Consider the following 25,778-nt stretch of genomic DNA (forward strand, 5'->3'; position numbering starts at 1 on the left):
ATTTATTAGAACAGTAAAGCTATCGAAGTTGACTGTCTTTACTCGCTCGTCGATTGAATAATACTTGGCGTTGAGATGCCAATTCAATTGTTGACTGGCATTCGATACACAAACGAACGCCTTTCATTGCAAGACGACGCGCTTCCGGAATCTCATCACCACACTCATCGCAGTAATGGGCGCTCTCACCCTCTGTGATACTGCCACGAACACGGGAAATTTCGTCGTCTATTGTGTTTTGAATTTGTTGGCTGACGCTATCGTCGTTTGCCCACCCTACGGCCATAAGCCCTCCTCGTTACTTGAATGAGAAAATCTACTTACCGTGGTAAGGTGGATGATTATATCGATTACAAATAACAAGATAATTAGGGTAAATTCGAAAACACTATTACGCTTTGGTAATAATTACTCTGCAATCGATTATTCGGCACTCTCATGGAAAAGCAATGCAAGGTTACTCATACTCCCTTCCTCACATTCAAAGTACTGCGTTTGCTCAGGCTCTCTCAAAGTAACACTGAGTATCTTCTCTACCTCACCAAACTCCTCGCTAAAGTACTCACTGACTAATATGACGCGCTCACCAATACTAAATTCCAGTGACTTCTCATCTACCAACGCTCGATGATAATGTTCAACACGATAATCTTGAGGTTTTATCCGCTGTAAAACAGAGCTTTGATTCTCAATGGACTCATTAAAGATAATCCCACCTTTGCCTTGCTCTATAAAAATACTAAAGTTCATAGTTTGGTTCACTGAGCATTCAAAGACTCTTCTGGGCGAGGTGTTAGCAACAGCAAACGTGCTCATCATCGCAACACTTAAACCCAAAGTGACCGCCAATCGTTTCATTACCATTCAGCCAACACTGTAAATAGCGCTTGTTCAGACATACAGGTTAATACATATCCGTGTGAAGATGAATACGAGCCACTGAGTACACTATTCTCTTTCTCAATAACGATATCCTCGATGCCGTCAGCGTTGTAATCACCTTTTGCGGTAACGGTAATAACCTGAAAGCCATCAGTCGAATCGTAATACTCTGCTCTGACTTCACTGATGACCTGAGTTCTTTGGATATGGTCTGCTTCATCCCACGTTGATAGCGTCTTTGCTTTCTCTGCACTTTCGTCAGAAATAACAAAAGCAAGTGCACTTGGAGCGAAATTAGGAAAGGTATCGTCTAACTTAAAGTCTGATATAAATGAACGCTTAGAGGCAGCTAACTTTGCCATCTCACTCCATGTTTGGCACTGAGTTAAATATGCTTTAAACGCGCCGTATTCATAGGCTTTTGCCGCAGTAAAGCCCGTAGAGTTTGCCGTAGCTAAGTCTTGGCAATTAGATACTAGTTTTTCTTCATCAGATGCACGTTTCAATTCAAGTTCATAGCCCCAATCGAGTGAGTTACGAAGTTGCATATTTTCTTTGGAAGGTTGCGCTATTTCGCGCGCGAAAAAGCGATCGGTTCGCTCACTATCTAAGTATTGAGGCTGAATAAGTTCACTTGCGATAACACTCTTACTAACGAGCAAAGTAAGCGCAAAAATAATAAGCAATGAAAGATGATTTACTGGCATAACGTTTAACAACAAGGGCAAATGATGCCATTAGCTTGTCACGTGAAAAACCGTTTAGAAAAATATCATTTGTCTCGTACTGCCAGATTCTGGGCGAGCTCTTCACTATTGCGTGTGCTAATTACATAACAACGTATTTTCACTCGACGCAAATAACAAAAAACCCAGCACTATGGCTGGGTTTTGGTGTTCTAGTGGCTAATGCACTAACCGATGTGCGTTGCGCCGCCCATGTACTTCTGAAGTACTGTAGGGATTGCAATGCGACCGTCTGCTTCTTGGTTGTTTTCTAGGATAGCAACCATTGTACGACCTACAGCTAGACCAGAACCGTTTAGCGTGTGTACAAGCTCAGGTTTCTTCTCGCCTTTACGACGGAAACGCGCTTGCATACGACGAGCTTGGAAGTCCCACATGTTAGAACATGAAGAGATTTCACGGTAAGTTTCTTGAGCAGGAACCCACACTTCTAGGTCGTAAGTCTTACGAGCGCCGAAGCCCATGTCGCCAGTACATAGAACGACTTTACGGTAAGGAAGTTCAAGAAGTTGTAGAACTTTCTCAGCGTGACCTGTTAGCTCTTCTAGTGCGTTCATTGAATCTTCTGGCTTAGTGATTTGTACTAGCTCAACTTTGTCGAACTGGTGCATACGAATCAGACCACGAGTATCACGACCGTATGAACCTGCTTCTGAACGGAAACATGGCGTGTGTGCTGTCATCTTGATAGGTAGATCCGCTTCGTCAGAAATCGTGTCACGAACTAGGTTCGTTACAGGTACTTCTGCCGTAGGGATTAGCGACAGTTTGCGTGGCTCTTCGTCGTTTACTTTTTCCGCTAGAGGCTCTGTGTGGAAAAGGTCTTTACCGAACTTAGGAAGCTGACCAGTACCGAATAGGCTGTCAGAGTTCACTAGGTAAGGTACGTACATTTCAGTGTAGCCATGTTCTTCTGTGTGAAGATCTAGCATGAACTGAGCAATTGCACGGTGTAGACGAGCAAATTGGCCTTTCATCACGATGAAACGTGCGCCAGTAATCTTAACTGCACTTGCGAAGTCTAGACCGCCACCCATTTCACCTAGGTCAACATGGTCTTTCAAATCGAAATCGTAAGTCTTAGGCTCACCCCAACGAGAGATTTCAACGTTGTCGTTCTCGTCTTTGCCATCTGGCACTTCATCTGCTGGGATGTTTGGTACAGAAAGCGTGAATTCGTCTAGTTGAGCCATTACTTGCTCAAGTTCAACTTTCTTCGCATCAAGATCGCTACCTAGAGTACCGATTTGTTTCTTGATCTCTTCTGCGCCTTCTTTGTCGCCAGCCGCCATTTTTTGGCCGATTTGTTTGGAGATGGAGTTACGCGTGGATTGTAAATTTTCTACTTCTACTTGAATGGACTTACGTTGTTCTTCAAGTTTACGAATAGTCTCTACGTCTAGCTTAAAGCCACGACGCGCCAGTTTAGCAGCTGTTTCATCCAGCTCTGTACGAAGTAATTTAGAATCCAGCATTGTTAATCCTATGCTTTTTGTTGTGAAATCACGCGTACTTTCCAAGCGTACGCGTTAAAAAAATTTACTGAACAAATGTATCCAAAAACGCCTACTTTTCATAGCGCTTTTGTTGGCTATTTGCGTCTAATTTAGCCAAGTAATCTAACTTTTCGCCGATTTTGGTTTCTAGACCGCGATTTGTTGGCTGATAATACTTACGATCCGCCATTTCTGGTGGCAAATATTGCTCACCGGCTGCATAGGCACCCGGCTCATCGTGAGCATAACGATACTCTGCTCCATAACCCATGTCTTTCATCAAACTGGTAGGTGCATTTCGAAGGTGATGCGGCACTTCATATTCAGGTAAGTTATGAGCATCTGTGAGCGCTTGTTTCCATGCTACGTACACCGCATTACTTTTTGGCGCGCACGCTAAGTAAACGATTGCCTGTGCAATCGCACGTTCACCTTCTGCCGGACCAACACGGGTAAAGCAATCCCACGCGGAGAGTGCGACTTGCATGGCTCTAGGGTCCGCATTGCCAACATCTTCCGATGCTATCGCAAGTAATCGGCGAGCGATGTAGAGCGGATCACAACCTGCGGCGATCATACGTGCAGCCCAATACAAAGCGGCGTCTGGATTTGAACCACGAATGGATTTGTGAACTGCAGAGATTAAGTCGTACCAGATATCACCTTTGTTATCAAAGCGAGAGACCTTTTCTCCCGCCACTTCCGCAAGCAACTTAAGCGTGATTTCTTTTTCACCTTGCGCATTGTCTTCTGCCATATCGTATAGCAGCTCAAGGTAGTTAAGAGACATGCGAGCATCACCGTTCACTAGCTCTGCTAGGCGATCTAGTACGTTGTCGGCGAAATTTGCTGGTGTATTACCCAAGCCGCGCTCTTTGTCGTTAATCGCTTGATCAAGCGCCAGCGATATTTCGCTCTGGTCAAGAGAAGTCAACTTGTAAACGCGAGCACGCGAGAGTAATGCGTTGTTTAACTCAAACGAAGGGTTCTCTGTGGTCGCACCGATAAACGTAACCGTACCGTCTTCAATATGCGGTAAAAACGCATCTTGCTGCGATTTGTTAAAGCGATGCACCTCATCCACGAATAAGATAGTGCGGCGACCTGCCATTTTGTTCTCACGCGCTTTGTCGATCGCAGCCCGGATCTCTTTAACGCCAGACGTCACCGCAGATACACGCTCAACTTCGGCGTTGGCATAGTTTGCTGCCACTTCCGCTAATGTCGTTTTACCTGTGCCAGGTGGTCCCCACAAAATCATCGAGTGAATGTGTCCGGCCTCTAGCGCTCGGCGTAGGGGTTTACCCGGACCTAAAATATGCTGCTGTCCAATATACTGTTCGATAGTTTGTGGTCTCATACGAGCAGCAAGGGGACGAAAATCTTCGTCCCCTGAGAAATCTAACGTGTAATTACTCACTAACAATTAATTCCTTTGGTCATCCACTTCCACGCCATCTGGAATTGTGAATGTAAATCTGTCTACCTTTGGTTTACCAAGCTTAACATTACTAAAAGTAAACAGCCCTTTCTGACCATCTTGCTCAATGACGTTAAAGCCTTTCACTACGCCTTTTGCATCAATATTAATCTGGAATTGGCCTTGAGTAGAGTCAATTGCCGTTGGAATGAGCGTAAACTCATTACCTTTCTGAGAAATTTTATAGTTATCCCAATCGCTTGCTCTATTGCGAGTTAACAGCACAAATGGTGTTTGCTCGGTCGCTTGCTCTTGCCAGTAAATGCTTACTTGCTCAATGAATGGGCTGTAATACCACAACGTCTTACCGTCAGATACTAAAAGGTTTTCATCAGGAAAAGTCGTACTCCAACGGAACAAGCTTGGACGAGCGATTTCAACCGTGCCCTCACCTTCCATTACCGTTTCACCTTCAGGGCTGATCACTTGCTGGGAGAAATCGGCACTGAAACCCTCGTTCATTGCGAGACGTTTATTGAGTTCATCTTTTGGAGATGCTGCATTCGCAGCTGAGAAGAAAGAAACGCTTAAAACTAGCGCTGAGAAAAGTTTCGCTGAAAATCGTTTTTTCATTCAGATACCTATCAGAGGGTCAAAGACCTAAAGTTACTCACCTCAGTTGGACTGAAGTGAGTAAAACAAGTTCATTAATCTTTTGGCGGCGCAGGAGCTAAAACTTCGCGGTTACCGTTGTGACCCGGAGCACTCACGATACCTTGCGCTTCGAGTTGCTCAACAATACGGGCGGCACGGTTGTAACCGATCTTAAATCGACGCTGTACGCCAGAAACAGAGCCTCGACGTGACTGAACTACGTGCTCAACGACTTGATCGAAGAGTGGATCCACATCTTCATCCGCTTCCATTTGCTCACCTGGCAATAAGCTTTCTGGACTTTGATCTCCGCTGATGATCTCTTCAATGTAGTTCGGTTTACCACGCGCTTTCCAGTTGTTTACAACAGCATGAACATCATCATCTGATGCAAATGCACCGTGGACACGAGTTGTATGACTTGAGCCCGGCGGTAGATACAACATATCACCCATACCAAGCAGTGATTCTGCACCACCTTGGTCTAGAATCGTACGGGAGTCTGTTTTAGTCGATACCGTAAACGCAACACGAGTTGGAATATTCGCTTTAATCAGACCCGTGATAACATCCACCGATGGACGCTGAGTCGCAAGAATTAGATGAATACCTGCCGCACGCGCCTTTTGTGCCAAGCGTGCAATCAGTTCTTCTACCTTCTTACCCACCACCATCATCAGGTCAGCAAATTCATCGACAACGACAACGATATACGGCAGTTTTTCTAGCAATGGCGGTTCCGTATCCATACTGTCGCCTTCTTGCCAGAATGGGTCATGAATTGGGTGGCCTGCTTCTGCTGCCATCTTCAACTTCTCGTTAAAGCCTTTCACATTACGAACGCCCAATGCCGACATCAACTTATAACGACGTTCCATCTCACCCACACACCAACGTAGAGCGTTTGATGCGTCTTTCATATCAGTCACAACTTCAGAAAGAAGATGAGGGATACCTTCGTAAATAGAAAGCTCTAGCATTTTCGGGTCAATCATGATGAAGCGCACATCTTCTGGACCTGCTTTATATAGCATGCTCAAAATCATCACGTTCACACCCACCGACTTACCAGAACCAGTTGTACCTGCTACTAGCACGTGAGGCATCTTCGCAAGATCGGCCACAACAGCTTCGCCCGCAATGTCTTGACCTAACACAACCGTTGTGGGTGACGTTGCTTGCTCAAACTGAGGACTACTGATTACATCAGATAAATAGACCGTCTGACGGCTCATGTTTGGCAGTTCCAAACCGATGTAAGGCTTGCCAGGGATTACTTCTACAACACGTACAGCCATTGCAGACAATGCACGCGCTAAGTCAGTTGAAAGACCAGAAATACGGCTTACCTTTACCCCCGGCGCCAAATCAAGCTCGAAGCGAGTGATCACTGGACCAGGATAAATCCCCACCACGTCGGCTTTGATTTTGTAGTCCGCTAGCTTGCTCTCAACCAATCGAGCGACCTGCTCTAGCGCATCTCGGTCGATAAAGTTTTCGCGTTTTTCTGGATGGTAAAGCAACTCGAGCGTTGGAAGTGGCTCTTCTGGAACAGGCAAGTTTTCTTCTTTCTGTACCAAAAATGGGTTCTGTGTCGCTGCTACTTTGGCTTGCGCACTAGAAACCATGTCTTGGAATGCCGCTACATCTTCGTCGCCGTCTTGAACCTCTTCAACCTCCGCTTTTTGAAGTGCAGGTTCAAATGTTGTTGAAGGTGTTGCCACTTGCTGATGAGGTGTTGTTGGAGCTGGCTGTACTTGTTGTACAGGCTGTGACTCCACTTCGTCTTCATCGTCTAACACGTCAAAATCAGAGATCGTAGGTTCAATGTGTTGACTCGATTCTGTTTGCTCCGTGATGCTATCTAGCGCAGCGGAATCAATTACAGGCTCTTCATGCACAGGATGCTCAATACTTGGCTGCTGTACTTGCTCTGCTTCAAATTGTTCGTACTCCGCATAATCTGGTTCAACACTGATCGGTTCTTCTGTAGCTGTATGTTGCTCTACATAGGAAGAGTAAGTGTCTGCAAATGATGGGGCTGCCTGTTCTCCAGTTCCCCAGTCATCTGCTTGTTGCGCTGCAGCTTCAAGCTCTTCTATCGTGACATTCAGCTGCTTGGTACGCTCCAGAAGCGGATCAACGTTATCAGTATTCACCGCATGGACAGGTTGCGTTTGGTGCTCAGGTTGAGCATAAACTGGCGCAGCATTAACCGTAGCCTTGCGTTGTGGTGGCGTTGGTTCCACCATCATTTGTTCCGCTGGCTTCTCAGGTTTAGCTTGCGGCATATAAATAGGATACTCATGTACAGGCGCCGATTCTTTCGGCTCATCGACATCGAACGCCGTTAAATGAGGAAGCGGCTCATCATCAATGTCATGGTCTACGTTATGTCTAGGCGTAGAGACTTTATCTTCCACGAACTCATCTAGCTGAGGTTCTAAAACTTCTTGCTCAGAGCCTCTTATCTTATTTGCAAGCGCCGCAATTAGTGCTAATGCACGATTTCCAAGCCACTCAACGATGTTAAGCCATGAGATGCCAGTAAAGAGAGTAAAACCCGCTCCCCATAAGAACAGCAGTACCAATGTCGTGCCAAGTACATTCAATGTAGGTAAAGCTAGGCTAGACAACACGTCCCCGACGACACCACCGGACGAGAAATACCAAATATCATCAAAATTAATATCGGCTAGACCACAGCTAGTCATTATAAGGACGACAAGGCCGAGTAACCTCGTACCCCATAACATGAAATCAATTGGCTCATCTTCTCCTCGTTTACGGCAAATCACCCATGCAGCCGCAGCTAGCAAGAAAGGGATTGGATAAGCGAGAGAGCCAAATGTGAAGAATAGTGTGTCCGCAAGCCAAGCGCCGAAAAGGCCACCAGCATTGTCGATCTCCCCTCCCCATGCGGTTTGGGACCAGGAAGGATCGGCCGGACTGAAGGTAAATAGTGCAACCGCAAGCAATACCGAGCTAAGAACGCCAACGATAAAGCAGCACTCTTTTAAGCGTTGGAAGCCATTTAAGCGTGAAGACTGGGGCTCTTCACTGGTTTTGATAATGGTTTCGACTTTCTTTGCGTTCTCTTTGAACATAAATCAACTTGAATATGGAAATGAAATAGGAAATTGCAAAACATTCCGAGCGGCATCAAGCCGCTCGGTAAATTGATTTAACCATATCAAAGAGAAAAACCCAATTACTCTCTGGCGAAAGCGGAAGCATATACCGCTTTCTTTGCAAGAAATTAACGAGTTTTGATCACAAGCTGGTTAGATTGTTTCACTTCTTCCATTACAACGTATGTGCGAGTGTCATTTACGCCAGGTAGGCGTAGTAACGTATCGCCCAATAGTCGGCGGTAAGCACCCATATCTGATACACGGGTTTTAAGAAGATAGTCAAAGTCACCTGATACAAGATGACACTCTTGTATGTCGTCTAGCTTTTGAACAGCTGAGTTAAACTGCTCAAATACATCCGGCGCACCACGGTTTAGTGTAATCTCAACGAATACTAATAGTGACGCATCCAGGAACTGCGGATTCAATAATGCAGTGTATCCTGTGATGTAACCCTGACGCTCTAAGCGACGCACACGCTCCAAACATGGCGTTGGAGAAAGTCCCACACGTTTTGAAAGCTCAACGTTTGAAATACGACCGTCTTTCTGCAGTTCATTAAGAATGTTGCGGTCGATACGGTCTAGTTCCTTGGACGGCTTTTTATAGTTGTCTGCCATTTTTTATTCCACCTTATTACTTCCTTGCAAAAAAATATACTACAACTTTTTAATATTTGGTGCCAAATTTTACAAATCTATAACTATACTAGTTATTAATTCGACAATAACACCCTACAAACAGTTAATACAACCATTATAGAAAGAGGATACAGGATGATCATTGGCGTACCTAAGGAAATCAAGAACCACGAATATCGTGTTGGTATGATCCCAGCAAGCGTGAGAGAACTCATCTCACATGGTCACCAAGTTTTAGTTGAGACCAATGCAGGTGCCGGCATTGGTTTTTCAGACGATGATTACATCGCTGTCGGCGCATCCATTCTCCCTCATGCTGCAGACGTATTCGCGCAAGCAGACATGATTGTAAAAGTAAAAGAACCCCAAGCAGTAGAGAGAGCAATGCTCCGCGAAGGGCAAATTTTATTTACTTATTTACACCTAGCACCAGATTTTCCACAAACTGATGAGCTAATCAAGAGCAAAGCTGTCTGTATAGCCTATGAGACTGTAACAGATAATATGGGTCGTTTGCCACTGTTAGCACCAATGTCAGAAGTGGCAGGTCGGATGTCTATCCAAGCTGGTGCGCAAACATTGGAAAAATCACACGGCGGTCGTGGTCTGCTACTAGGTGGCGTACCTGGTGTTGAGCCAGCGAAAGTTGTCATCGTTGGTGGTGGTGTTGTTGGTGCAAACGCAGCTCGTATGGCTGTTGGCCTTCGCGCTGACGTAACCATTCTAGACCGCAACGTAGATACACTTCGTAAGCTTGACGAAGAGTTCCAAGGTCGTGCTAAAGTGGTTTATTCTACTGAAGACGCTATCGAGAAGCATGTTCTAGAAGCTGACCTTGTTATCGGTGCCGTTCTAATTCCTGGAGCAGCAGCGCCTAAGCTGGTAACAAAAGAGCACATTGCTAAGATGAAACCTGGTGCGGCAGTGGTTGACGTGGCTATTGACCAAGGTGGCTGTTTCGAGACATCTCACGCAACAACCCACGCAGATCCGACTTACATCGTTGATGAAGTGGTTCACTACTGCGTAGCAAATATGCCTGGTGCGGTTGCACGTACTTCAACTTTCGCATTAAACAATGCAACACTCCCTTACATTGTGAAACTCGCAAACAAAGGCTACCGTGAAGCACTTCTAGAAGACAAAGGCTTCCTTGAAGGTCTAAACGTTATTCACGGAAAAGTAACATGTAAAGAAGTAGCAGAAAGCTTTGACTTGGAATACGTTGAACCAACTCAAGCTATCGCCATGTTCAATTAATGATAAAATAAAACACAATTTGTCACGTTTTGTTTACAAAAGCCCACGCATAAGTGGGCTTTTTTATATAGAGCGTTTAGCTATAAAAGATAACTAATTCTTATATGCGCAAATTAAAATATTTCTAGGTGTAACCGATTTAGGGCAAAACTCTGACAATCTAACACGATAACCACGTTCTTCAAGATAAAGTGCTTTGTCCAATGCGAGCCAGATCTCCAATGGACGTTGAAAAACCAGTTGCACTAAGCTCATTCTCTCCATTTGCCAGAAGCGTTGTTCGCTTAACTTTTCAAAATGATCGAAATCGATTTCTTGAGAAAGAACGATACCTTTCTTCTCCGCCGCCCAGCGACACAAAGATTCAAAGCCTTCACTTAATTGCGACTTACGAATACTGGGGACAGGTTGGTACTCTGCCATGCCTAACGCTCGTCGAGTAATCAAATCGAAGCCAAGACGAAACACCATTTCCTGCTGACGATGGCGACGTACACGCTCTCCCCCTGTCACCGTTTGCTGTAACGGGATACGCAGTTCTTGCTTAGACAATGAGAGAGAAGAAGCCCTCCCCGGTTTCGACATCGGCTGGTATTGTTCCGACTGAATCAAGTGATAACAACAAGGTGAGATGGTCATCGCAGCAATCCCATTCTCACTGCCGTACTGCATTAGACGAACATGGAGGTCGCCACACGCATGCAGTGCCACCGCGTGTTGCGTTGGCTTGAATACCGCTTTTGCTTTGCTATCGAACGCGTCACCTTGAATAAACGTCATTTTCCAATGGTGTTCATTCGCAGCTTGTTGCCCCGAATCACACAGTGCTTGTTGATATTCGAAACTGGTCACAGGCTGATCGGTTTGTGTTGCCAGGATTCGTCCTAAATAACCTTTCCCTGAACACCACTCTAACCATTCTTCGCTACAGTGTTGTTGAATTGCAGCTTCACCCATCGAGCTGATTTGCTCCAGCTTACGTCCGGGAATGCCGTTGTCTAAACCACGAGCGAGTGCCAAACCATTTAAGGTTAAAAACTCTAAACGCGTGTGATAAGCGAGTTGTTCGAGTTGAGGCACGAACGCGCTTATCGCTTTTAAGGCGAGTTCAGGTTCCGCTTTATACTCTTCGATTTGAGAGGGAGAAAGAGACACTAACCACTGGCACAACTGAGGGTGTTGCTCTTGCCAAGGTAATGAGGTGTGAATGCTACTTTTAAATGGTTCAAACCGCCATAGCGATTCGTTTTCCAATAAGCAGTCATTAATAAATTGAAATTGCGTTTTCATAGCTCCCCCTACAACGAGCGCATTGTAGAGGGAATCGAAACATCAATGAAGTGTTATCTCACTGGGAGCTCGATGTCTTTAAACATCTCTTCGATTTCTGCATTAGATTTCAACGAAATCGCCTGCTCTACCACTGGGCGAGTTAAATGAGGAGCAAAGCGTTCCATAAAATCGAACATGTATGAGCGCAGGAATGTGCCGCGACGGAAGCCAATACTTGTCGTACTAGCCCCGAATAAATGGCTCGCATCTATTGCGACTAAATCGCTGTCCTGCTCTTCATCCACAGCCATGCTCGCAATCACACCAACACCAATACCCATTCGAACATACGTTTTAATAACGTCCGCATCAGTTGCAGTGAACACCACTCTCGGGGTTAAACCTTCACGATTAAATGCGGTATCTAACTCTGAACGGCCCGTAAAACCAAACACATAAGTGACCAATGGATAAGCGGCAAGATCGCTGATCGTTACTTTGTCTTTCTTCGCTAATGGATGATCTTTGGGCACGACAATTGAACGGTTCCAGTGATAACAAGGCAGCATGATGGCATCTTGATATAAGTGAAGCGCTTCTGTCGCAATCGCAAAGTTCGCCGTACCTTTGGCAATCGCCTCAGACATTTGTGACGGCGTACCTTGATGCATGTGTAATGACACTTTTGGGTAGCGAGAAGTGAAACCTTTGATGACATCCGGCAAAGCATAACGCGCTTGCGTGTGTGTCGTGGTGATATTCAGCGTCCCCATTTCTGGGTGGGTGTGCTCCCCTGCTACAGCTTTGATACTTTCTACGCGAGCCAGAATCTCTTGGGAAATACGTACAATTTCTTCACCAGCAGGTGTCACCTGTGTTAAGTGCTTACCGCTACGTTCAAAAATCTGAATGCCTAACTCATCTTCCAGCAACCGAACCTGTTTACTGATACCTGGCTGAGAGGTATACAAGCTTTCTGCCGTCGCGGATACATTCAGATTATGGTTTACAACCTCAACAATATACTTCAGCTGCTGCAGTTTCATCGTAATCCCTTACTTGTTCATGAGAGAATTTATTGGCCACTCGGACGAGCGATATAATAATTAGTTATAACGCGTTCAAATCGAAATGAACAGTAATTTCTAACTTATACCTCAATCACATACTGATAATCCTCAACATAGAAACAATATGCACAAAGTTGAGCCAATAAATGACTGAATTTCTATGATGTGACTTCTATCAGTAGCTAAAACGTGGGAGAGACAAAATAATCAAACAAATAGGGTGCCGAGTAAGATAAGATTCATGTATTCTTTAACGCTAGCCGTAGAAAAGTAAAGCAGACGCAAAGATATGAATATTGGTTTAATAATCGCTTTGGTAGCCATCCTACTGGTGTTGATCCTAGGCTATAACATTATGTTGCAGTATAAGGTCAAGGTAGAGACTGCGAAAAGACAGGAGTCCGCACGCTATGTTGCCTTGATTGATGGCACTGAAGAGTTGATTGGTCATGCGCACCATATCCCTTTTAGCAAGGAGCTGTTGCTATGTCTAAACAATCGTATTCTTGACGCGCTAGAAAGCATGCATGAGCTTGACCCGAAGAATAAGCAGCTTGCTCAACGTATCGAAAACATGAAGCAACAGATTGAGCAACTGAAAGAGAATGGTCCCACTGGCGAGAGTACCACGTTCAAAATGCCGAGCAGTGATAAACAAGCCATCGTCATGCTTAAGTTGGTGAAACGCCTCCGCGATACTATCCGTAACGAACACAATAAAGGCCGTATCGACACCCAGACTTATGTCGCTGAAAATGCGCGTTTAGAAACGATGCAGATTCGTATCAACATCGAAAACGTCATTAAAAGAGCAAACGACTCTATTGCTCGAGGTCAACCTGGCACAGCACTTCAACTGCTACGCAAAGGTATCGATGCATTGAGTACAAAGAGCGATCCCTACTCGATTCAAGCGAAACAGAAGCTTGAAGACATGTTGGGCGACCTAGATAAAAAACGCCAAGATAAAAGTGATGCTGAAATGCAGCAGATCGCCGATAAAGAGCGCGACAATGACATGGAAGCACTCTTCGGCGAGAAGAAAAAGTGGTAACATTCACTTAAGGTCAATAAAGGCTGCAATCGCAGCCTTTTTTCTATCCGTAAGATAGCGGATATGCCCAATTAGAATGTGAAGTACTAAAACTAAAATGATGAATCTAGACGCCTATCAAGATCTTCTTGCTCCCATTAACCAATTTCTGCAATGCAGCACACCTGATGAATGGGTAGAGGAAGCAAAGAAACCAGAAAACCTTCAAACCATTTTATTAGACCACCTACTGTGTGAGCTAAAAGCTGGCCAATCTGCGATGTTTTTAATTCGTAAGTATGCCGTTGACCAATCCAGTTCACATGCTCTGCTTGACTGGTTTAAACCCTATGAAGACTTTGCTTATCGCAATGTAGGCTCACTAGAAACGTTAAAAGGTAAGAGCAATATTTCCAAAGCGATCATGGCTAAGTCCAACTCACCTTACAGCCAAGATTTGATCGATAAAATGGTGCTTTTGATTAAAGAGGAGTTACACCACTTTTATCAGGTTTTAGAGATCATGGAAAGTCGTGGAATTGAGTATAAAAATATTCCAGCAAGTCGCTATGCTAAAGGGCTCATTTCGCATATGAAGACTCATGAACCGGAAACGCTGATCGATAAGCTCATCATTGGTGCGTACATCGAAGCCCGATCTTGTGAGCGTTTTGCCAAACTAGCACCACATATGGATGACGATATCGCAAAATTCTACGTTTCTTTACTGCGCTCAGAAGCACGCCACTATCAAGATTATCTTGTATTGGCAGAGCAAATCGCGGGCAAAGACATCAGCGAACGCATAGCCTATTTTGGTCGAGTTGAGGCGGATTTAATTTCTACGCCAGATACAGATTTTAAGTTCCATAGTGGTATTCCAGCCTAGCGAGCATATTCTCCCAAGATTGAGCATGCTCTGAACTTATTTATATAGACAGAGAATAAATAAGCCGGACATTTCGTCCGGCTTATTTTTTGTAGCAATGAGGTTAGGAATAAAGCTGAAACACAACAACTAGAGCTGGAATGAACCCATTCGAGTTTTCAAGTTGTGCGCTAGGCTACTGATCTGCTGGCAAGCCACAGCCGTTTGCGAAGCTCCCTCAGCCATCTCTGTTGAGGCACTATTAATATGCTCCACACTTCGATTCAGCTCTTCGGATACAGAATTCTGCTCACTACAAGCCGTTGCGATTTGTGTGCTCATTTGCGCTATGTTATCGACAGAATGTTCAATTTCTTTTATCTGGCTATCAGCGTCATTGACTTGCTCAACACACTGAGAAATGCCCTCCTGACAATCACGGCTTGAATGCCCTATTTTGCTGCTGCTCTCTTGTAGTTGATTAACAATTTCCACAATTTGTGAAGTGGAGTCTTGAGTGCGTTGCGCCAGAGAACGAACCTCATCTGCCACAACAGCAAACCCACGTCCTTGTTCACCGGCCCGAGCGGCTTCTATTGCGGCGTTCAGTGCTAACAAGTTTGTTTGCTCCGCAATCCCGCGGATCACATCTACGACCACATTGATATTGTTTGAGCTAGATTCAAGCTCACGTGCCAGTTCATCAGACTCTTGGATCGTATGTGATACACGCTCAATTACTGCGATAGTTTGTTGTAACGTCGCCGTTCCTTGTTTAGCCACTTCCGTTGCCGAGTAAGCAGAGGTCGCGCCAACTTCGGTATTTTGTGCCACTTCACTTACAGCAGCTTGCATTTCTGTCATCGCAGAAGCCACCGAACTAAGTTCAATTTGTTGATTTTGCATACCAGAAGCGGTCTGAGAAGAAATAGCACTCACTTCCTCTACTGCTGCCGTTAGCTGAATCGTTGAGTCATTAATCTCAGAAACCAGCGAATGTAAGTTTGTTTGCATACCGACAAGCTCTTTGAGCAACGTTCCTAACTCGTCTTTGCTCAATTCACTTTCGTCGATTTGATTATTCAATTGACCCTTGGCGATTTTAGAAGCGAATTCCAATGCTCGATCAACAGGCCCGCAAATGACTCGAGAAAGCAGCATGGCAGACATTACCATGACCAATGCGACGACGAGCGAACCAACAGCAGCGCTGTATTGTGTAAATGCCGCTTCATTTTGTACTTCTTCGCCAATCAAATTCACCAACTCATCGTTCAACGCGAGGGTATCATCTAAGCTGCTCAACGCTTTTGAGTAGGTATCGAAACTCGATAAAATCACATCATTTGCACTTTCAGCATCACCTTGGCTTAGCAGTGCGTTGTAAGTCTTCGTTTCTTTGATGTATTGATTCCAGGTTTCTTTAAAAACGTTAAAAGACTGCGTTTCACGCTGATTAAGGTCGAGCTTTTCGTATTCTGCAATACCAGCCTGCACATCAGAACGCCATTGGTCGAGGCCTTTTAACCACTCACCAATTTTGGGGTGATTTGCGTTTGGCAATAAAGAGAACTCATCTTTGCGCACTTTAGTAATATCAACTTGGATACCTTTCAAAATCGCAACAGAAGGTAAGCTTTTATCTGTTAGCACTGAGATGTCTTTATTCAGTGTTAACAAACCTTGTACCAACATTACTGACACTAAACCAAACACGGCAAAAACGGTTAAATAACTAACCGATATTTTCTTTACGACGCTTAAGTCTTTAATACGCATGCACTTTCTCCCTGCAGCCTTTCCAAACCTCTCACTTAAGTGAAAGCTTAACCTCTAAAACACACTGTTTTTTGCGCTCGATATCATTGAGCGCTCTTATATACATCGGCCTGAGAGATCAAATCTTGACCAGTAATTGATATTTTTATCACGTGCTATTTTAGAGATAGGCTCGCATGCTCCGTATTGTGTCTGCATTTTTTTATGAGCGCTTCCCGGCGCAACTCTAAGATCTCATCGATGAGTTTTTCTTTAGCGTTGATGCCAAAGTGCTGGGCATAATTTTTGACTTTTTCAATCTCATTAGGCTGCAAGCGGTATACCTCTTTCTTTAAACGAGCTTCTGCTTCGCTTCTAATCAAACCTTGCTCTTGTAGTAATTTAATGATGGTTTCATCGATTGGATTTACTGCTCTAGCCATGGTGCTCCATCTATCAATTTAAGTTCTAGCCATGTGGCTGGATGAATGACGCCGCACAACTTATAGAGCGAAGATGACAACTTGATTGCAGTGAGTACGATTCGTTAACCATCGCTATTATTTACAACCGCTTAAGCAACCATTAACTCTCTACCCCGACTCCTCACCATTGAATAAAGATCACATTCTGATAACAATTTTTAGTACTGGCTTCGATGTCATCCATATTTAACGTGCAAGTAATATTTATAAACAAGAATGATTGCTCTAGTTCAAATGATGGAAAAATAAGATGAAATTATCGCAGTGGGGTCTTTTATTAAGTGGCTTGGTGGCATTGCCAAGCATTGCAGATACAGATGTTTATCTAACCAATAACTCTGATCAGCCTTTAACTATTCAAGTAAAGCACGAAGGCAGTGATTTACTTCAATATGGAGAAGAGTGGCAGCAACATGTACAAGTACTTGGTCCGTGGGAAACCAAACCTGTATTGAGCTTCAATCGTTGGGAAGGCGTGAAATCAAACCAAACTTACCGTTTTGAAACTGTGGTTTCTAGCCCTAAAGGTGAAAGCATAACACTCAATCAAGTCATGGAAGGTCATTGGTATAATTCAACCATTGAATATGGCTTATCGGCGGCCGATGTCGATTTATCTCTTAAAGATGATCGTGATATTCATCGTGCCAACACTAACGCTTTTGGCATCCGAGAAACCGAACTGGCATTTAAGTCAGACAGTACCGCTCGATACGACGATCTTTATTACACCATCACACCAAGCAAAGTAAATGAATCTGTCGATAACGAAGAACAAAACCTTAAGTTGATGACATACAACATCTGGGCTCTTACGGCTATTGCATCGCACATCGGTGATCGTTACGAACTGATTCCTCAATACGTCAAAGGTTATGATGTATTAGCGCTGCAAGAAGTGTTTGCAAGCGGTCGTGAAGCATTCCTACGTGAGTTAGCTAAGGAATATCCGTACCAAACTAAGATGTTAGATAAAGAAGGCGTTAATATTCATGATGGTGGGGTGATCATTGTCAGTCGCTATCCTATCGTGAATGAAGCGCAATATGTCTTCCCCGACTGCTCTGGCACAGACTGCTTTGCCGACAAAGGCGTGAATTATGCGGAAATTATTAAAGGTGGTCAGGCTTACCATGTGTTTGCTACCCATACCGCATCTTTCGATACAGACACCGCTCGCGAGTATCGTCAGCGCCAGTTCAAACAAATCCGCGCACTCGCTAAATCTCTCAACATTCCTTCAAGCGAAACTGTGGTATACAGCGGCGACTTTAACGTAAACAAAAGAAAGTTCCCTGGTGACTACCAACAAATGATCGCTAACTTAAGCGCCATCGAACCTCAGTATTCAGGTTACACGGAGTCAACCTTTGATCCCCGTATCAATAACTTCGCAGGTGAAGCGTTATCAGGCGGCGAAAACGTGGAATACCTTGACTATGTTATGGTGAGTAGCGAATACGGTGTGAAATCATTCAATGACAACCGTGTGGACGTGCCGCGTACAACTTCAGAAAGTTTATGGAAACACTACAACCTTTCTGACCATTTCCCAGTTAGCGCAACAATCAAGCCATGAAGAAAATCGCGTTGATAATCATGTCCGCCATTATGGCGGGCATGATGTTTTTAACTTTCAGTCAAGATGGGCAGCAAGAAGCAGCCGTGTCCGCTTCTGCTCCAAAGGCAAAAAATAAGAACGTCCCCAGTACATCACTAAAAACAAGCAATATCGCTCCCGGTGCAGATGCTTCACCACAGACCGCAGAGCTCCCTTCTGCGACTCAAATAACGACTGAGAGACTAACTCTGCTCAAAGGGAAAGAACTCGTCGCAGAGCTTGAGTCATTTTGGCATGAGTGCATGTCGAACCGCGACTGTGAGGAACAGTTAGCCTTGCTCGAGCCTTATTTATCTTCAGCACGATTTCAGCTTTTGGCGAACTACCATCAACTCGACAGTCAATGGCAAGAAAGTGTGGGTAATTTGTTGTTTGATGAGCAACAACCACTAGTCTCACGTATTGCACAACTTAAAGCCGAGGCAAGAGGCATTTGGGGCGAGTTGGCTGATGTTATTTTCTCGGATGAGTTCGCCCTATACGATTTCAATTTAGAGGCCCAACAGCTCAACACGCAAAGTCCAGAAAGCTTTTTGCAAGCTTTCGAGCAACTCATCATAGACTGGCAAGAAAATGCAGAGGCTATCGGGCTTACAAACGACCAAGCAAAATATGAGCGTGCAGTCGCCCTGATACCCAATAGCATGAGCTTTCCAGATCGCCAAACTATCATCGCAGAGCTGCAAAAAACTTACTTAACGAAGGGCGAAAGCGAAGAGATTCACGATCGTCAGCAACAAATTGCCGAGCAAAAAGAGCAAGTCAGAGATTACCAACAAGCATTGCAACAACTTGAGTCCAGACTCAGAAAAGAAAGAGCCACAAGCCATTCGAATTTGTCAGAACCGGAATGGCAAAGCTATTACCAACAAGAAGTAGCGGATTTTCGCCGCGAGTTCTTTTCTTCTTAAACGTCAGCTTTCATTGATGGGAATTGAAAGTCCAAAAGGCACGTTACGAATAAACAGCCGTGCCTTTTATTCAGAACCCTGCTTTTTAATTCAGAACAAATTCAAACCAAATACATCTTTCACATCAAATAGCACTTGTTCAGTTTTCTCACGAGAACGCTGACTACCTTGTTTTAAAATATCAATCAGCTGTGCTTTGTCATTTAGATACATGGCACGCTTTTCTCGAATAGGACGAAGCATCTCTTGTAGGCATTCTTCTAACACTTTCTTGGTCAAACCATCACCTAACCCACCTCGTCGATAATGCTCTTTTAGCTGTTCGATATAATCTTTATCAGGGTGAAAGGCATCGAGGTAGGTAAATACGATATTACCTTCGACTTGGCCAGGGTCCTCAATTTTCAGGTGATTGGGGTCGGTATACATAGATTTCACCGCCGCAGAAATCTCCTTTTCAGACGCCCCTAGGTTGATTGCATTCCCCATGCTTTTAGACATCTTATTTTTGCCATCAGTACTCGGCAAACGAGGTGCATCACTAAGTAATGGACGGCATTCTCTAAGAACCTCTTTTCCACCCAGGTGGTTTATTTTTCTTACGATTTCATTAGTTTGCTCCAACATCGGCAGTTGGTCATCACCTACCGGAACCAACGTCGCGTGGAACCCCGTAATATCGGCAGCTTGAGAAATTGGATACGTTAAAAAGCCAGCAGGAATAGAGCGTTCAAAGCCTTTACTCTGTATCTCATTTTTAACCGTGGGATTACGCTCTAAACGCGCAATAGAGACAAGATTGCTGTAATACATCGTTAACTCAGCTAACGCTGGTATTTGAGACTGCAACGTGATCGTAGTTTGAGCGGGGTTGATACCAACAGCCAAATAATCTGCAACGACATTGAGAATATTAGAGGATACCTTTGATGGGTTATGCGCGTTATCCGTCAAACCTTGCATATCTGCGACTAAGATCGTTTGCTCATGCTCCGTTTGCAATTTGACTCGTTGTTGCAATGAACCGACATAGTGCCCGAGGTGTAACGGACCTGTCGCTCGATCGCCGGTCAGGATAATTTCACGCTGTGATGTACTTTGAATGGTGTTCATATTTATCTCCAAGTATTTAATAGATCGCTACTGGAGATAAAAAGATCAAACACTCTTAGCTACCATCCAGCAGCTTAAGAATGTGAGTATTCCGTGCCGCTCTATTTAGAGCGCCACCAAAAGAAGGTTGTTGATGAAGGGCTAACGTGTATTTTCATGTTTTCAAACTAACAGTACATCAAGCTGAACTCAATCTGTTTTTGTATTGAATTAGCGTAAGTATTCAAAGAGCCTACAGAAACGATTACATTGGTAAAGACATCGCAATGACTAAAGCTGCACCAAACACCGAACCTGAGACAAATGCACAAAGTACGGTTTTGTTGTGTTTCCTTTTCATCGATGAACTCCTATCCATAACCACAATGACCAACCCTTTTATTTAATACGCATGTGGATGCATCACGGTGAGTAGTAAACCAACATATCGCGCATAGAACCAGTACAGCTTTGTTAAACTGGGACCTCGTCCATAACTTGGAATGCAAATGGTTCTGGAAACAACAAAAGAGGAAAATTTCATCACTTTTCTGTCCTGTCTCCCGGAGTTTATGGCTTAATAGACAGCAGGAATATTTTTCTTTTGCTGCGGGTACTTACATGGAAGCTGTTCTACATCAGTTGCAATTCTCTTTGTCGATAACCGGCCCTATCTGCTTAATGTTAATACTTGGCGTGGTGTTCAAACGCATTGGACTGATCAACGATAATTTTATCGAAGTGGGCTCTAAACTGGTGTTTCAAGTTACGCTACCTGCGATGTTATTTGTCAGTATTGTGGCTTCAGAACACGATTTTTCCGCGGCGAGTGGCTTTGTCAATTTCGGCGTCATCGCTAGCATTTCGTTTTTCATTTTCACCTACCTTTCGGTCAAGCTTCTGTTCAAAGCATCGCCTGACCAAGGTGTTCTTATCCAGGGTGGGTTCCGAGCAAACACAGGTATTATTGGCATCGCTTACGTTGCCAATGCGTATGGTTCTCAAGGTGTGGCGTTAGCAGCGCTTTATGTCGCGGTCACCACGTTTATTTACAACGTCCAAGCGGTTATTTGCTTATCTCCCAAAGGCGCAACTTCTGTCCCACAAGCCGCAAAAATGATGGGCCGAACACTGACGAGGAATCCACTGATAATCTCAATAGTCCTAGGGATGGCTTTTTATTTACTCGCTATTCCAGTACCGAACGTTGTTATTGATGCAGGGAACTACTTGTCCAAAATGACACTGCCTTTAGCGCTGTTGTGTACGGGTGGCTCACTCGATTTTAGCTTGATGAGAAAAGAGAAAGGTCCATCTTGGTTTGCAAGCAGTTACAAGCTCATCGTGGCACCCGTAATGATCACTATTGGTGCTTACTTAGTAGGTTTTCGAGGAATTGAGTTAGGTATTCTTTTCTTTATGAACGCTTCCCCAGTGGCAGCAGCCAGTTATGTCATGGCACGTTCGATGGGAGGCAATGCCACATTAGCCGCAAATATCATCGCACTCACTACGGTACTTTCTACCGTCACGTGTACTTTGGGCATTCTATTTCTTAAGTTTTACGACTTAATATAATTGATCACCGATAAAGTAAAGGCGCGCTAGATAGCATTAAGATAAGCTACTGGTCGTGATTTGCAAAAGTGAGCTTTCTTACCAAACGAAAAAACTCCCTCGCTTCTGATTCAGACAAACAAGCGAAAAATTCTTTCTGTAAATTCGTCATGATTTGATGCACTTGCTTTAAAGCATTTGACCCCTCTTTTGTCATGCTTAGCATTTTGAGACGCTGATTCGATTTACTTTTAGAAACTTGAACAAACCCTCGCTTTTCCAAATTATCCACCATTCGCTTTGCTACACTTCGCTCAGTTCGAACCGCGTCAGCCAACGCTTGCTGACTCATGGGTTGAAACTCTTCCAAAGCGGCCAGTGCACTTGCCATCTCGAGTGTCATTAAATTTTGCCGAGAGAGCTCAGCTTGAGCACGGTTGCGATACATTCGCTGCATCACACCGCACACAAACATAGGGCTTTGATCCAAAACGGAAATTGGGGAGATTTTCTGATCTTTCATCGTCGTTTGTTCTTCTTTAGGCTTTCATTCGGTCGGAAGGAATAAACAGATTCTGCATAAGGCAAAACGCTCCCCCTTCAAGTTTGCGTCAAAGACGGTAACCACCAAGTGAAAACATAAAATAAAGAGCGCCGAAGCGCCCTTTTATCGTGTTTATTATCACCAGTATAACTCAGTTACAGCAGCCAAGTCTTACTCGCTTTGCTGAGCCGGTTTAGGATTAGTCTCAGACAACTCTGCCTCTGATTCTTTTCTCGCACGTCGATCAAACAATCGCTCAACCACCACAAAGAAAATTGGCACAAAGAATATACCTAAGAGCGTCGCACTGATCATGCCCCCAAGTACACCAGTACCTACTGCATTTTGACCGGCTGATCCCACACCTGAACTGATAGCAAGCGGTACGACACCCAGACCAAAGGCAAGCGATGTCATAATAATTGGGCGCAGACGAACACGAACGGCATGCAGGGTTGCTTCGATAAGGCCAGCGCCTTTCTCGTAGTAATCTTTCGCAAACTCAACAATCAGAATGGCGTTTTTAGTTGCCAAGCCGACCGTCGTTAATAAACTCACCTGGAAGAACACATCGTTGTCCATACTTCGCGTCATTACCGCGAGCACAGCACCAAGCACACCAAGAGGCACAACTAACACCACGGCGAAAGGTACTGACCAACTTTCATACAAAGCGGCGAGAACTAAGAATACGACGAGGATAGACAGCGCATATAACATTGGTGCTTGGTTTCCGGAAAGGCGCTCTTCATAAGAGATGCCATTCCAGTTCACCGTAAAGCCTTCTGGTAGCTTTTCTACCATTGCTTCAATTTCTGCCATGGCTTCACCAGTACTGACGCCAGGAGCTGCGCCGCCTTGGATATTCATCGCTGGCAAACCATCAAAACGCTGCAAAAGAGGTGAACCATACGTCCACTCTCCGCTCGCAAAGGCAGAGAAAGGCACCATCTCACCTTTTGAGTTGCGCACGTACCACGAATCGAAGTCTTTTGGCTGCATACGGTATTCCGCATCACTTTGCATCATGACTTTTTTCACTCGACCGCGATCAATATAGTCGTTAATGTACGCTCCGCCCCATGCCGCTGACAGGATTTGGTTGACGTCATTAATGCTAACATCCAGAGCACGCAGTTTAACGTGGTCAATGTTCACTTTGTACATTGGCGCATCTGCTTGACCGTTCGGACGAACACCGACAAGTTTCGGGTTTTGTGCTGCCATGCCCAGAAGTTGCCCTTGAGCCGCAACTAATGCATCGTGCCCTTTATTCAACGAGTCTTGGAGATAGAAATCAAAGCCTGTCGAGTTACCCAATTCTTGAATCGCAGGAGGTGCAAATGCAAAGACCAGTGCTTCTTTGATGGTTGAGAAGTACCCCATCGCTCGACCCGTAATGGAAGCTGCATCAGCACCCGGCGCTTCACGCTCTGACCAATCTTTCAGACCGATAAATGCCATCCCCATGTTTTGGCCTTGGCCTGCAAAACTAAAGCCCGCAACGGAGAAGACGGATTTCACGTTGTCTTTCTCATCCACAAGGTAAAAGTCGCGCATTTTCTCAAGTGTTTTTTCCGTCTGCTCTTGCGTTGAGTTAGGCGGCAAAATGGCCATTGAGAATACCGTGCCTTGGTCTTCATCCGGCAAGAATGACGTCGGAAGGTTCATAAACAGCCAGCCCGCACCTGCACTCATTGCCAAGAATACAACCAACATACGACCTGTGCGCTTGAGGAGTTTAGCAACGCCGGTTTCATAGCCAGCTGTCATCGCATCAAACTTGCGGTTAAACCAGCCAAAGAAGCCTTTCTTTTCTAGAAGCTCAGCATCGCCTTTTTTCAGTAATGTTGCACATAGTGCTGGAGTCAGAATTATCGCTACCAAAACTGAAAGTGTCATCGCCGCCACAATCGTTATCGAGAACTGACGGTAAATAACCCCTGTAGAACCAGACATAAACGCCATAGGGACGAATACCGCAGAAAGCGTCAGACCTACACCAATCAGAGCACCAGTGATCTGCCCCATCGATTTTTTGGTCGCTTCTTTGGGCTCTAACCCATCCTCATGCATCACACGCTCGACGTTTTCCACCACAACGATGGCATCGTCCACCAGCAAACCGATAGCCAGAACCATCGCGAACATGGTTAACGTGTTTACGCTAAATCCAGTCGCGTACAAAATAGCGAAGGTGCCGAGCAGTACGACAGGCACTGCGATCGTTGGAATGATCGTCGCACGGAAGTTCTGCAAGAACAGGTACATGATTAAGAACACAAGAAGAATGGCTTCTAATAGCGTTTTAACCACTTCTTGAATCGAGGCTTTGACGAATGGCGTAGTTTCAAATGGGTAAGCAATCTGCAACCCTTCTGGGAACGTTGCACTCAGTTGTTCTAAACGCTCTTTCACCGCATTGGCAGTCTCAAGCGCGTTTGCACCAGTACCTAATGAAATACCTAAACCCGATGCTGGGAAGCCATTATATTGGCCTCGAATATCGTAACTTTCTGCACCACGTTCAACACGAGCAACATCTTTCAAATAAACATTAGAACCACTGGCGTCAGACTTAAGAATGATGTCTTGGAACTCTTCCACACTGCTCAAACGACTTGCAGACGAAATCGTTGCATTCAACAGCTGGCCTTCCTGCGCAGGTGCTGCACCAAGTTGACCTGAAGAAACTTGCGCGTTCTGTTCACTGATCGCATTTGCTACATCGATTGCCGTCAAGTTGAACTGCGTAAGCTTAAATGGATCCAGCCAGACTCGCATCGCATACTGCGCACCAAACGCCTGCACTTGTCCTACGCCAGTTACACGACTTATCGGGTCTTGAATATTCGTTACAACAAAGTCACCGATATCGTTTTCTGTAAAGTCAGGATCTTCAGAATAAACCGCGACAACCATGAGAAATGCCGTATTGGATTTATTCACGACGATACCTTGGTTTTGTACTTCCATCGGCAATGACGTCAAGGCCAATTGCAGTTTGTTCTGCACCTGTACTTGCGCGATATCAGGATCAGCTTCGCTATCAAACGTCAGGGTAACTGTCGCATTACCGAATGCATCACTGCTCGATGATAGGTAGCGAAGATAATCTAATCCCGTCATATTTTGCTCGATAACCTGCGTTACCGAGTCTTCAACGGTTTTCGCTGATGCACCTGGATAACGTGCACTGATGGTGATCGTTGTCGGTGAAATCGTTGGGTATTGCGAGACGGGTAAATTGAATAATGACATTACCCCCGCCAACATCGTTAGAATCGCGAGAACCCAAGCAAATACCGGACGATCGATAAAAAATCGTGCCATG

At 44.8% G+C, this 25,778-nt stretch carries 21 protein-coding genes; 6 read left to right on the top strand and 15 right to left on the bottom strand.

What is annotated here, in order from left to right:
* Positions 1 to 19: 19 nt before the first annotated feature.
* The 8 genes from FR741_RS09875 to lrp form a co-directional block, all read right to left on the bottom strand.
* Positions 20 to 286 carry a DksA/TraR family C4-type zinc finger protein gene (locus FR741_RS09875; protein WP_167426729.1) on the bottom strand — a complete coding sequence of 89 codons (267 nt, stop codon included), beginning with the start codon at positions 284 to 286 and terminating at the stop codon, positions 20 to 22.
* 137 nt (positions 287 to 423) lie between these two features.
* The gene (locus FR741_RS09880) at positions 424 to 864 is read right to left on the bottom strand and encodes a hypothetical protein (RefSeq protein WP_167426730.1); all 441 of its coding nucleotides are present in this window, start codon (positions 862 to 864) and stop codon (positions 424 to 426) included.
* Positions 858 to 1,589, bottom strand: a complete 732-nt coding sequence (locus FR741_RS09885; RefSeq protein WP_167426731.1) for an ATPase — start codon at positions 1,587 to 1,589, stop codon at positions 858 to 860. Before FR741_RS09885 ends, FR741_RS09880 begins: the two co-directional genes overlap by 7 nt.
* A gap of 206 nt (positions 1,590 to 1,795) precedes the next feature.
* Positions 1,796 to 3,103, bottom strand: a complete 1,308-nt coding sequence (gene serS / locus FR741_RS09890; protein WP_167426732.1) for a serine--tRNA ligase — start codon at positions 3,101 to 3,103, stop codon at positions 1,796 to 1,798.
* A 91-nt stretch (positions 3,104 to 3,194) separates the two neighbouring features.
* Complete coding sequence (locus FR741_RS09895; protein ID WP_269819577.1) at positions 3,195 to 4,550, bottom strand: replication-associated recombination protein A; 1,356 nt, start codon at positions 4,548 to 4,550, stop codon at positions 3,195 to 3,197.
* The gene (gene lolA / locus FR741_RS09900) at positions 4,551 to 5,177 is read right to left on the bottom strand and encodes an outer membrane lipoprotein chaperone LolA (RefSeq protein ID WP_012841960.1); all 627 of its coding nucleotides are present in this window, start codon (positions 5,175 to 5,177) and stop codon (positions 4,551 to 4,553) included.
* Between the two features lie 74 nt (positions 5,178 to 5,251).
* Positions 5,252 to 8,305 carry a DNA translocase FtsK 4TM domain-containing protein gene (locus FR741_RS09905; protein WP_167426733.1) on the bottom strand — a complete coding sequence of 1,018 codons (3,054 nt, stop codon included), beginning with the start codon at positions 8,303 to 8,305 and terminating at the stop codon, positions 5,252 to 5,254.
* A 152-nt stretch (positions 8,306 to 8,457) separates the two neighbouring features.
* Positions 8,458 to 8,952, bottom strand: coding sequence for a leucine-responsive transcriptional regulator Lrp (gene lrp / locus FR741_RS09910; protein WP_005378234.1), 495 nt, complete (start codon positions 8,950 to 8,952; stop codon positions 8,458 to 8,460).
* 156 nt (positions 8,953 to 9,108) lie between these two features.
* On the opposite strand from lrp, the gene ald reads away from it, so the two are divergent.
* A complete protein-coding gene (gene ald, locus FR741_RS09915) occupies positions 9,109 to 10,233 on the top strand; it encodes an alanine dehydrogenase (protein WP_005378241.1) in 1,125 nt (374 codons plus the stop codon).
* A 93-nt stretch (positions 10,234 to 10,326) separates the two neighbouring features.
* On the opposite strand, the gene FR741_RS09920 is transcribed toward ald, so the two are convergent.
* Positions 10,327 to 11,523 carry a methyltransferase gene (locus FR741_RS09920; protein WP_167426734.1) on the bottom strand — a complete coding sequence of 399 codons (1,197 nt, stop codon included), beginning with the start codon at positions 11,521 to 11,523 and terminating at the stop codon, positions 10,327 to 10,329.
* A gap of 53 nt (positions 11,524 to 11,576) precedes the next feature.
* Positions 11,577 to 12,551, bottom strand: a complete 975-nt coding sequence (gene cysB / locus FR741_RS09925) for an HTH-type transcriptional regulator CysB (protein WP_006742885.1) — start codon at positions 12,549 to 12,551, stop codon at positions 11,577 to 11,579.
* 313 nt (positions 12,552 to 12,864) lie between these two features.
* Between cysB and FR741_RS09930 the strand changes: the two genes are divergently transcribed.
* Together FR741_RS09930 and miaE are read left to right on the top strand one after the other, a co-directional pair.
* The gene (locus FR741_RS09930) at positions 12,865 to 13,629 is read left to right on the top strand and encodes a hypothetical protein (RefSeq protein ID WP_006742886.1); all 765 of its coding nucleotides are present in this window, start codon (positions 12,865 to 12,867) and stop codon (positions 13,627 to 13,629) included.
* A gap of 97 nt (positions 13,630 to 13,726) precedes the next feature.
* Positions 13,727 to 14,497: a tRNA isopentenyl-2-thiomethyl-A-37 hydroxylase MiaE gene (gene miaE / locus FR741_RS09935; RefSeq protein ID WP_104974277.1), complete on the top strand. Its 771-nt coding sequence runs from the start codon at positions 13,727 to 13,729 to the stop codon at positions 14,495 to 14,497.
* Positions 14,498 to 14,626: 129 nt separating this feature from the next.
* On the opposite strand, the gene FR741_RS09940 is transcribed toward miaE, so the two are convergent.
* Together FR741_RS09940 and FR741_RS09945 are read right to left on the bottom strand one after the other, a co-directional pair.
* On the bottom strand, positions 14,627 to 16,255 hold the full coding sequence (locus tag FR741_RS09940) for a methyl-accepting chemotaxis protein (RefSeq protein ID WP_167426735.1): 1,629 nt from the start codon (positions 16,253 to 16,255) through the stop codon (positions 14,627 to 14,629).
* Between the two features lie 155 nt (positions 16,256 to 16,410).
* Entirely contained in the window at positions 16,411 to 16,677 is a 267-nt protein-coding gene (locus tag FR741_RS09945; RefSeq protein ID WP_109168505.1) for a hypothetical protein, read from the bottom strand.
* 292 nt (positions 16,678 to 16,969) lie between these two features.
* Between FR741_RS09945 and FR741_RS09950 the strand changes: the two genes are divergently transcribed.
* Positions 16,970 to 18,298 carry a sphingomyelin phosphodiesterase gene (locus FR741_RS09950; protein WP_167426736.1) on the top strand — a complete coding sequence of 443 codons (1,329 nt, stop codon included), beginning with the start codon at positions 16,970 to 16,972 and terminating at the stop codon, positions 18,296 to 18,298.
* Positions 18,295 to 19,251 (top strand): ATP-dependent dsDNA exonuclease, encoded by a 957-nt coding sequence (locus FR741_RS09955; RefSeq protein WP_167426737.1) that lies wholly within the window; start codon positions 18,295 to 18,297, stop codon positions 19,249 to 19,251. Before FR741_RS09950 ends, FR741_RS09955 begins: the two co-directional genes overlap by 4 nt.
* A gap of 90 nt (positions 19,252 to 19,341) precedes the next feature.
* Here the strand turns inward: FR741_RS09955 and trpS are convergent, their stop codons facing one another.
* Complete coding sequence (gene trpS, locus FR741_RS09960; RefSeq protein WP_167426738.1) at positions 19,342 to 20,364, bottom strand: tryptophan--tRNA ligase; 1,023 nt, start codon at positions 20,362 to 20,364, stop codon at positions 19,342 to 19,344.
* 600 nt (positions 20,365 to 20,964) lie between these two features.
* On the opposite strand from trpS, the gene FR741_RS09965 reads away from it, so the two are divergent.
* Positions 20,965 to 21,921, top strand: coding sequence for an AEC family transporter (locus FR741_RS09965; RefSeq protein ID WP_046874753.1), 957 nt, complete (start codon positions 20,965 to 20,967; stop codon positions 21,919 to 21,921).
* Positions 21,922 to 21,967: 46 nt separating this feature from the next.
* On the opposite strand, the gene FR741_RS09970 is transcribed toward FR741_RS09965, so the two are convergent.
* The gene (locus FR741_RS09970; RefSeq protein WP_167426739.1) at positions 21,968 to 22,423 is read right to left on the bottom strand and encodes a MarR family winged helix-turn-helix transcriptional regulator; all 456 of its coding nucleotides are present in this window, start codon (positions 22,421 to 22,423) and stop codon (positions 21,968 to 21,970) included.
* 192 nt (positions 22,424 to 22,615) lie between these two features.
* Positions 22,616 to 25,777 (bottom strand): efflux RND transporter permease subunit, encoded by a 3,162-nt coding sequence (locus FR741_RS09975; RefSeq protein ID WP_167426740.1) that lies wholly within the window; start codon positions 25,775 to 25,777, stop codon positions 22,616 to 22,618.
* Position 25,778: the final 1 nt, after the last annotated feature.

It is taken from the genome of Vibrio diabolicus (assembly GCF_011801455.1).
In the GTDB taxonomy this organism is placed as follows: Bacteria; Pseudomonadota; Gammaproteobacteria; order Enterobacterales; family Vibrionaceae; genus Vibrio; species Vibrio diabolicus.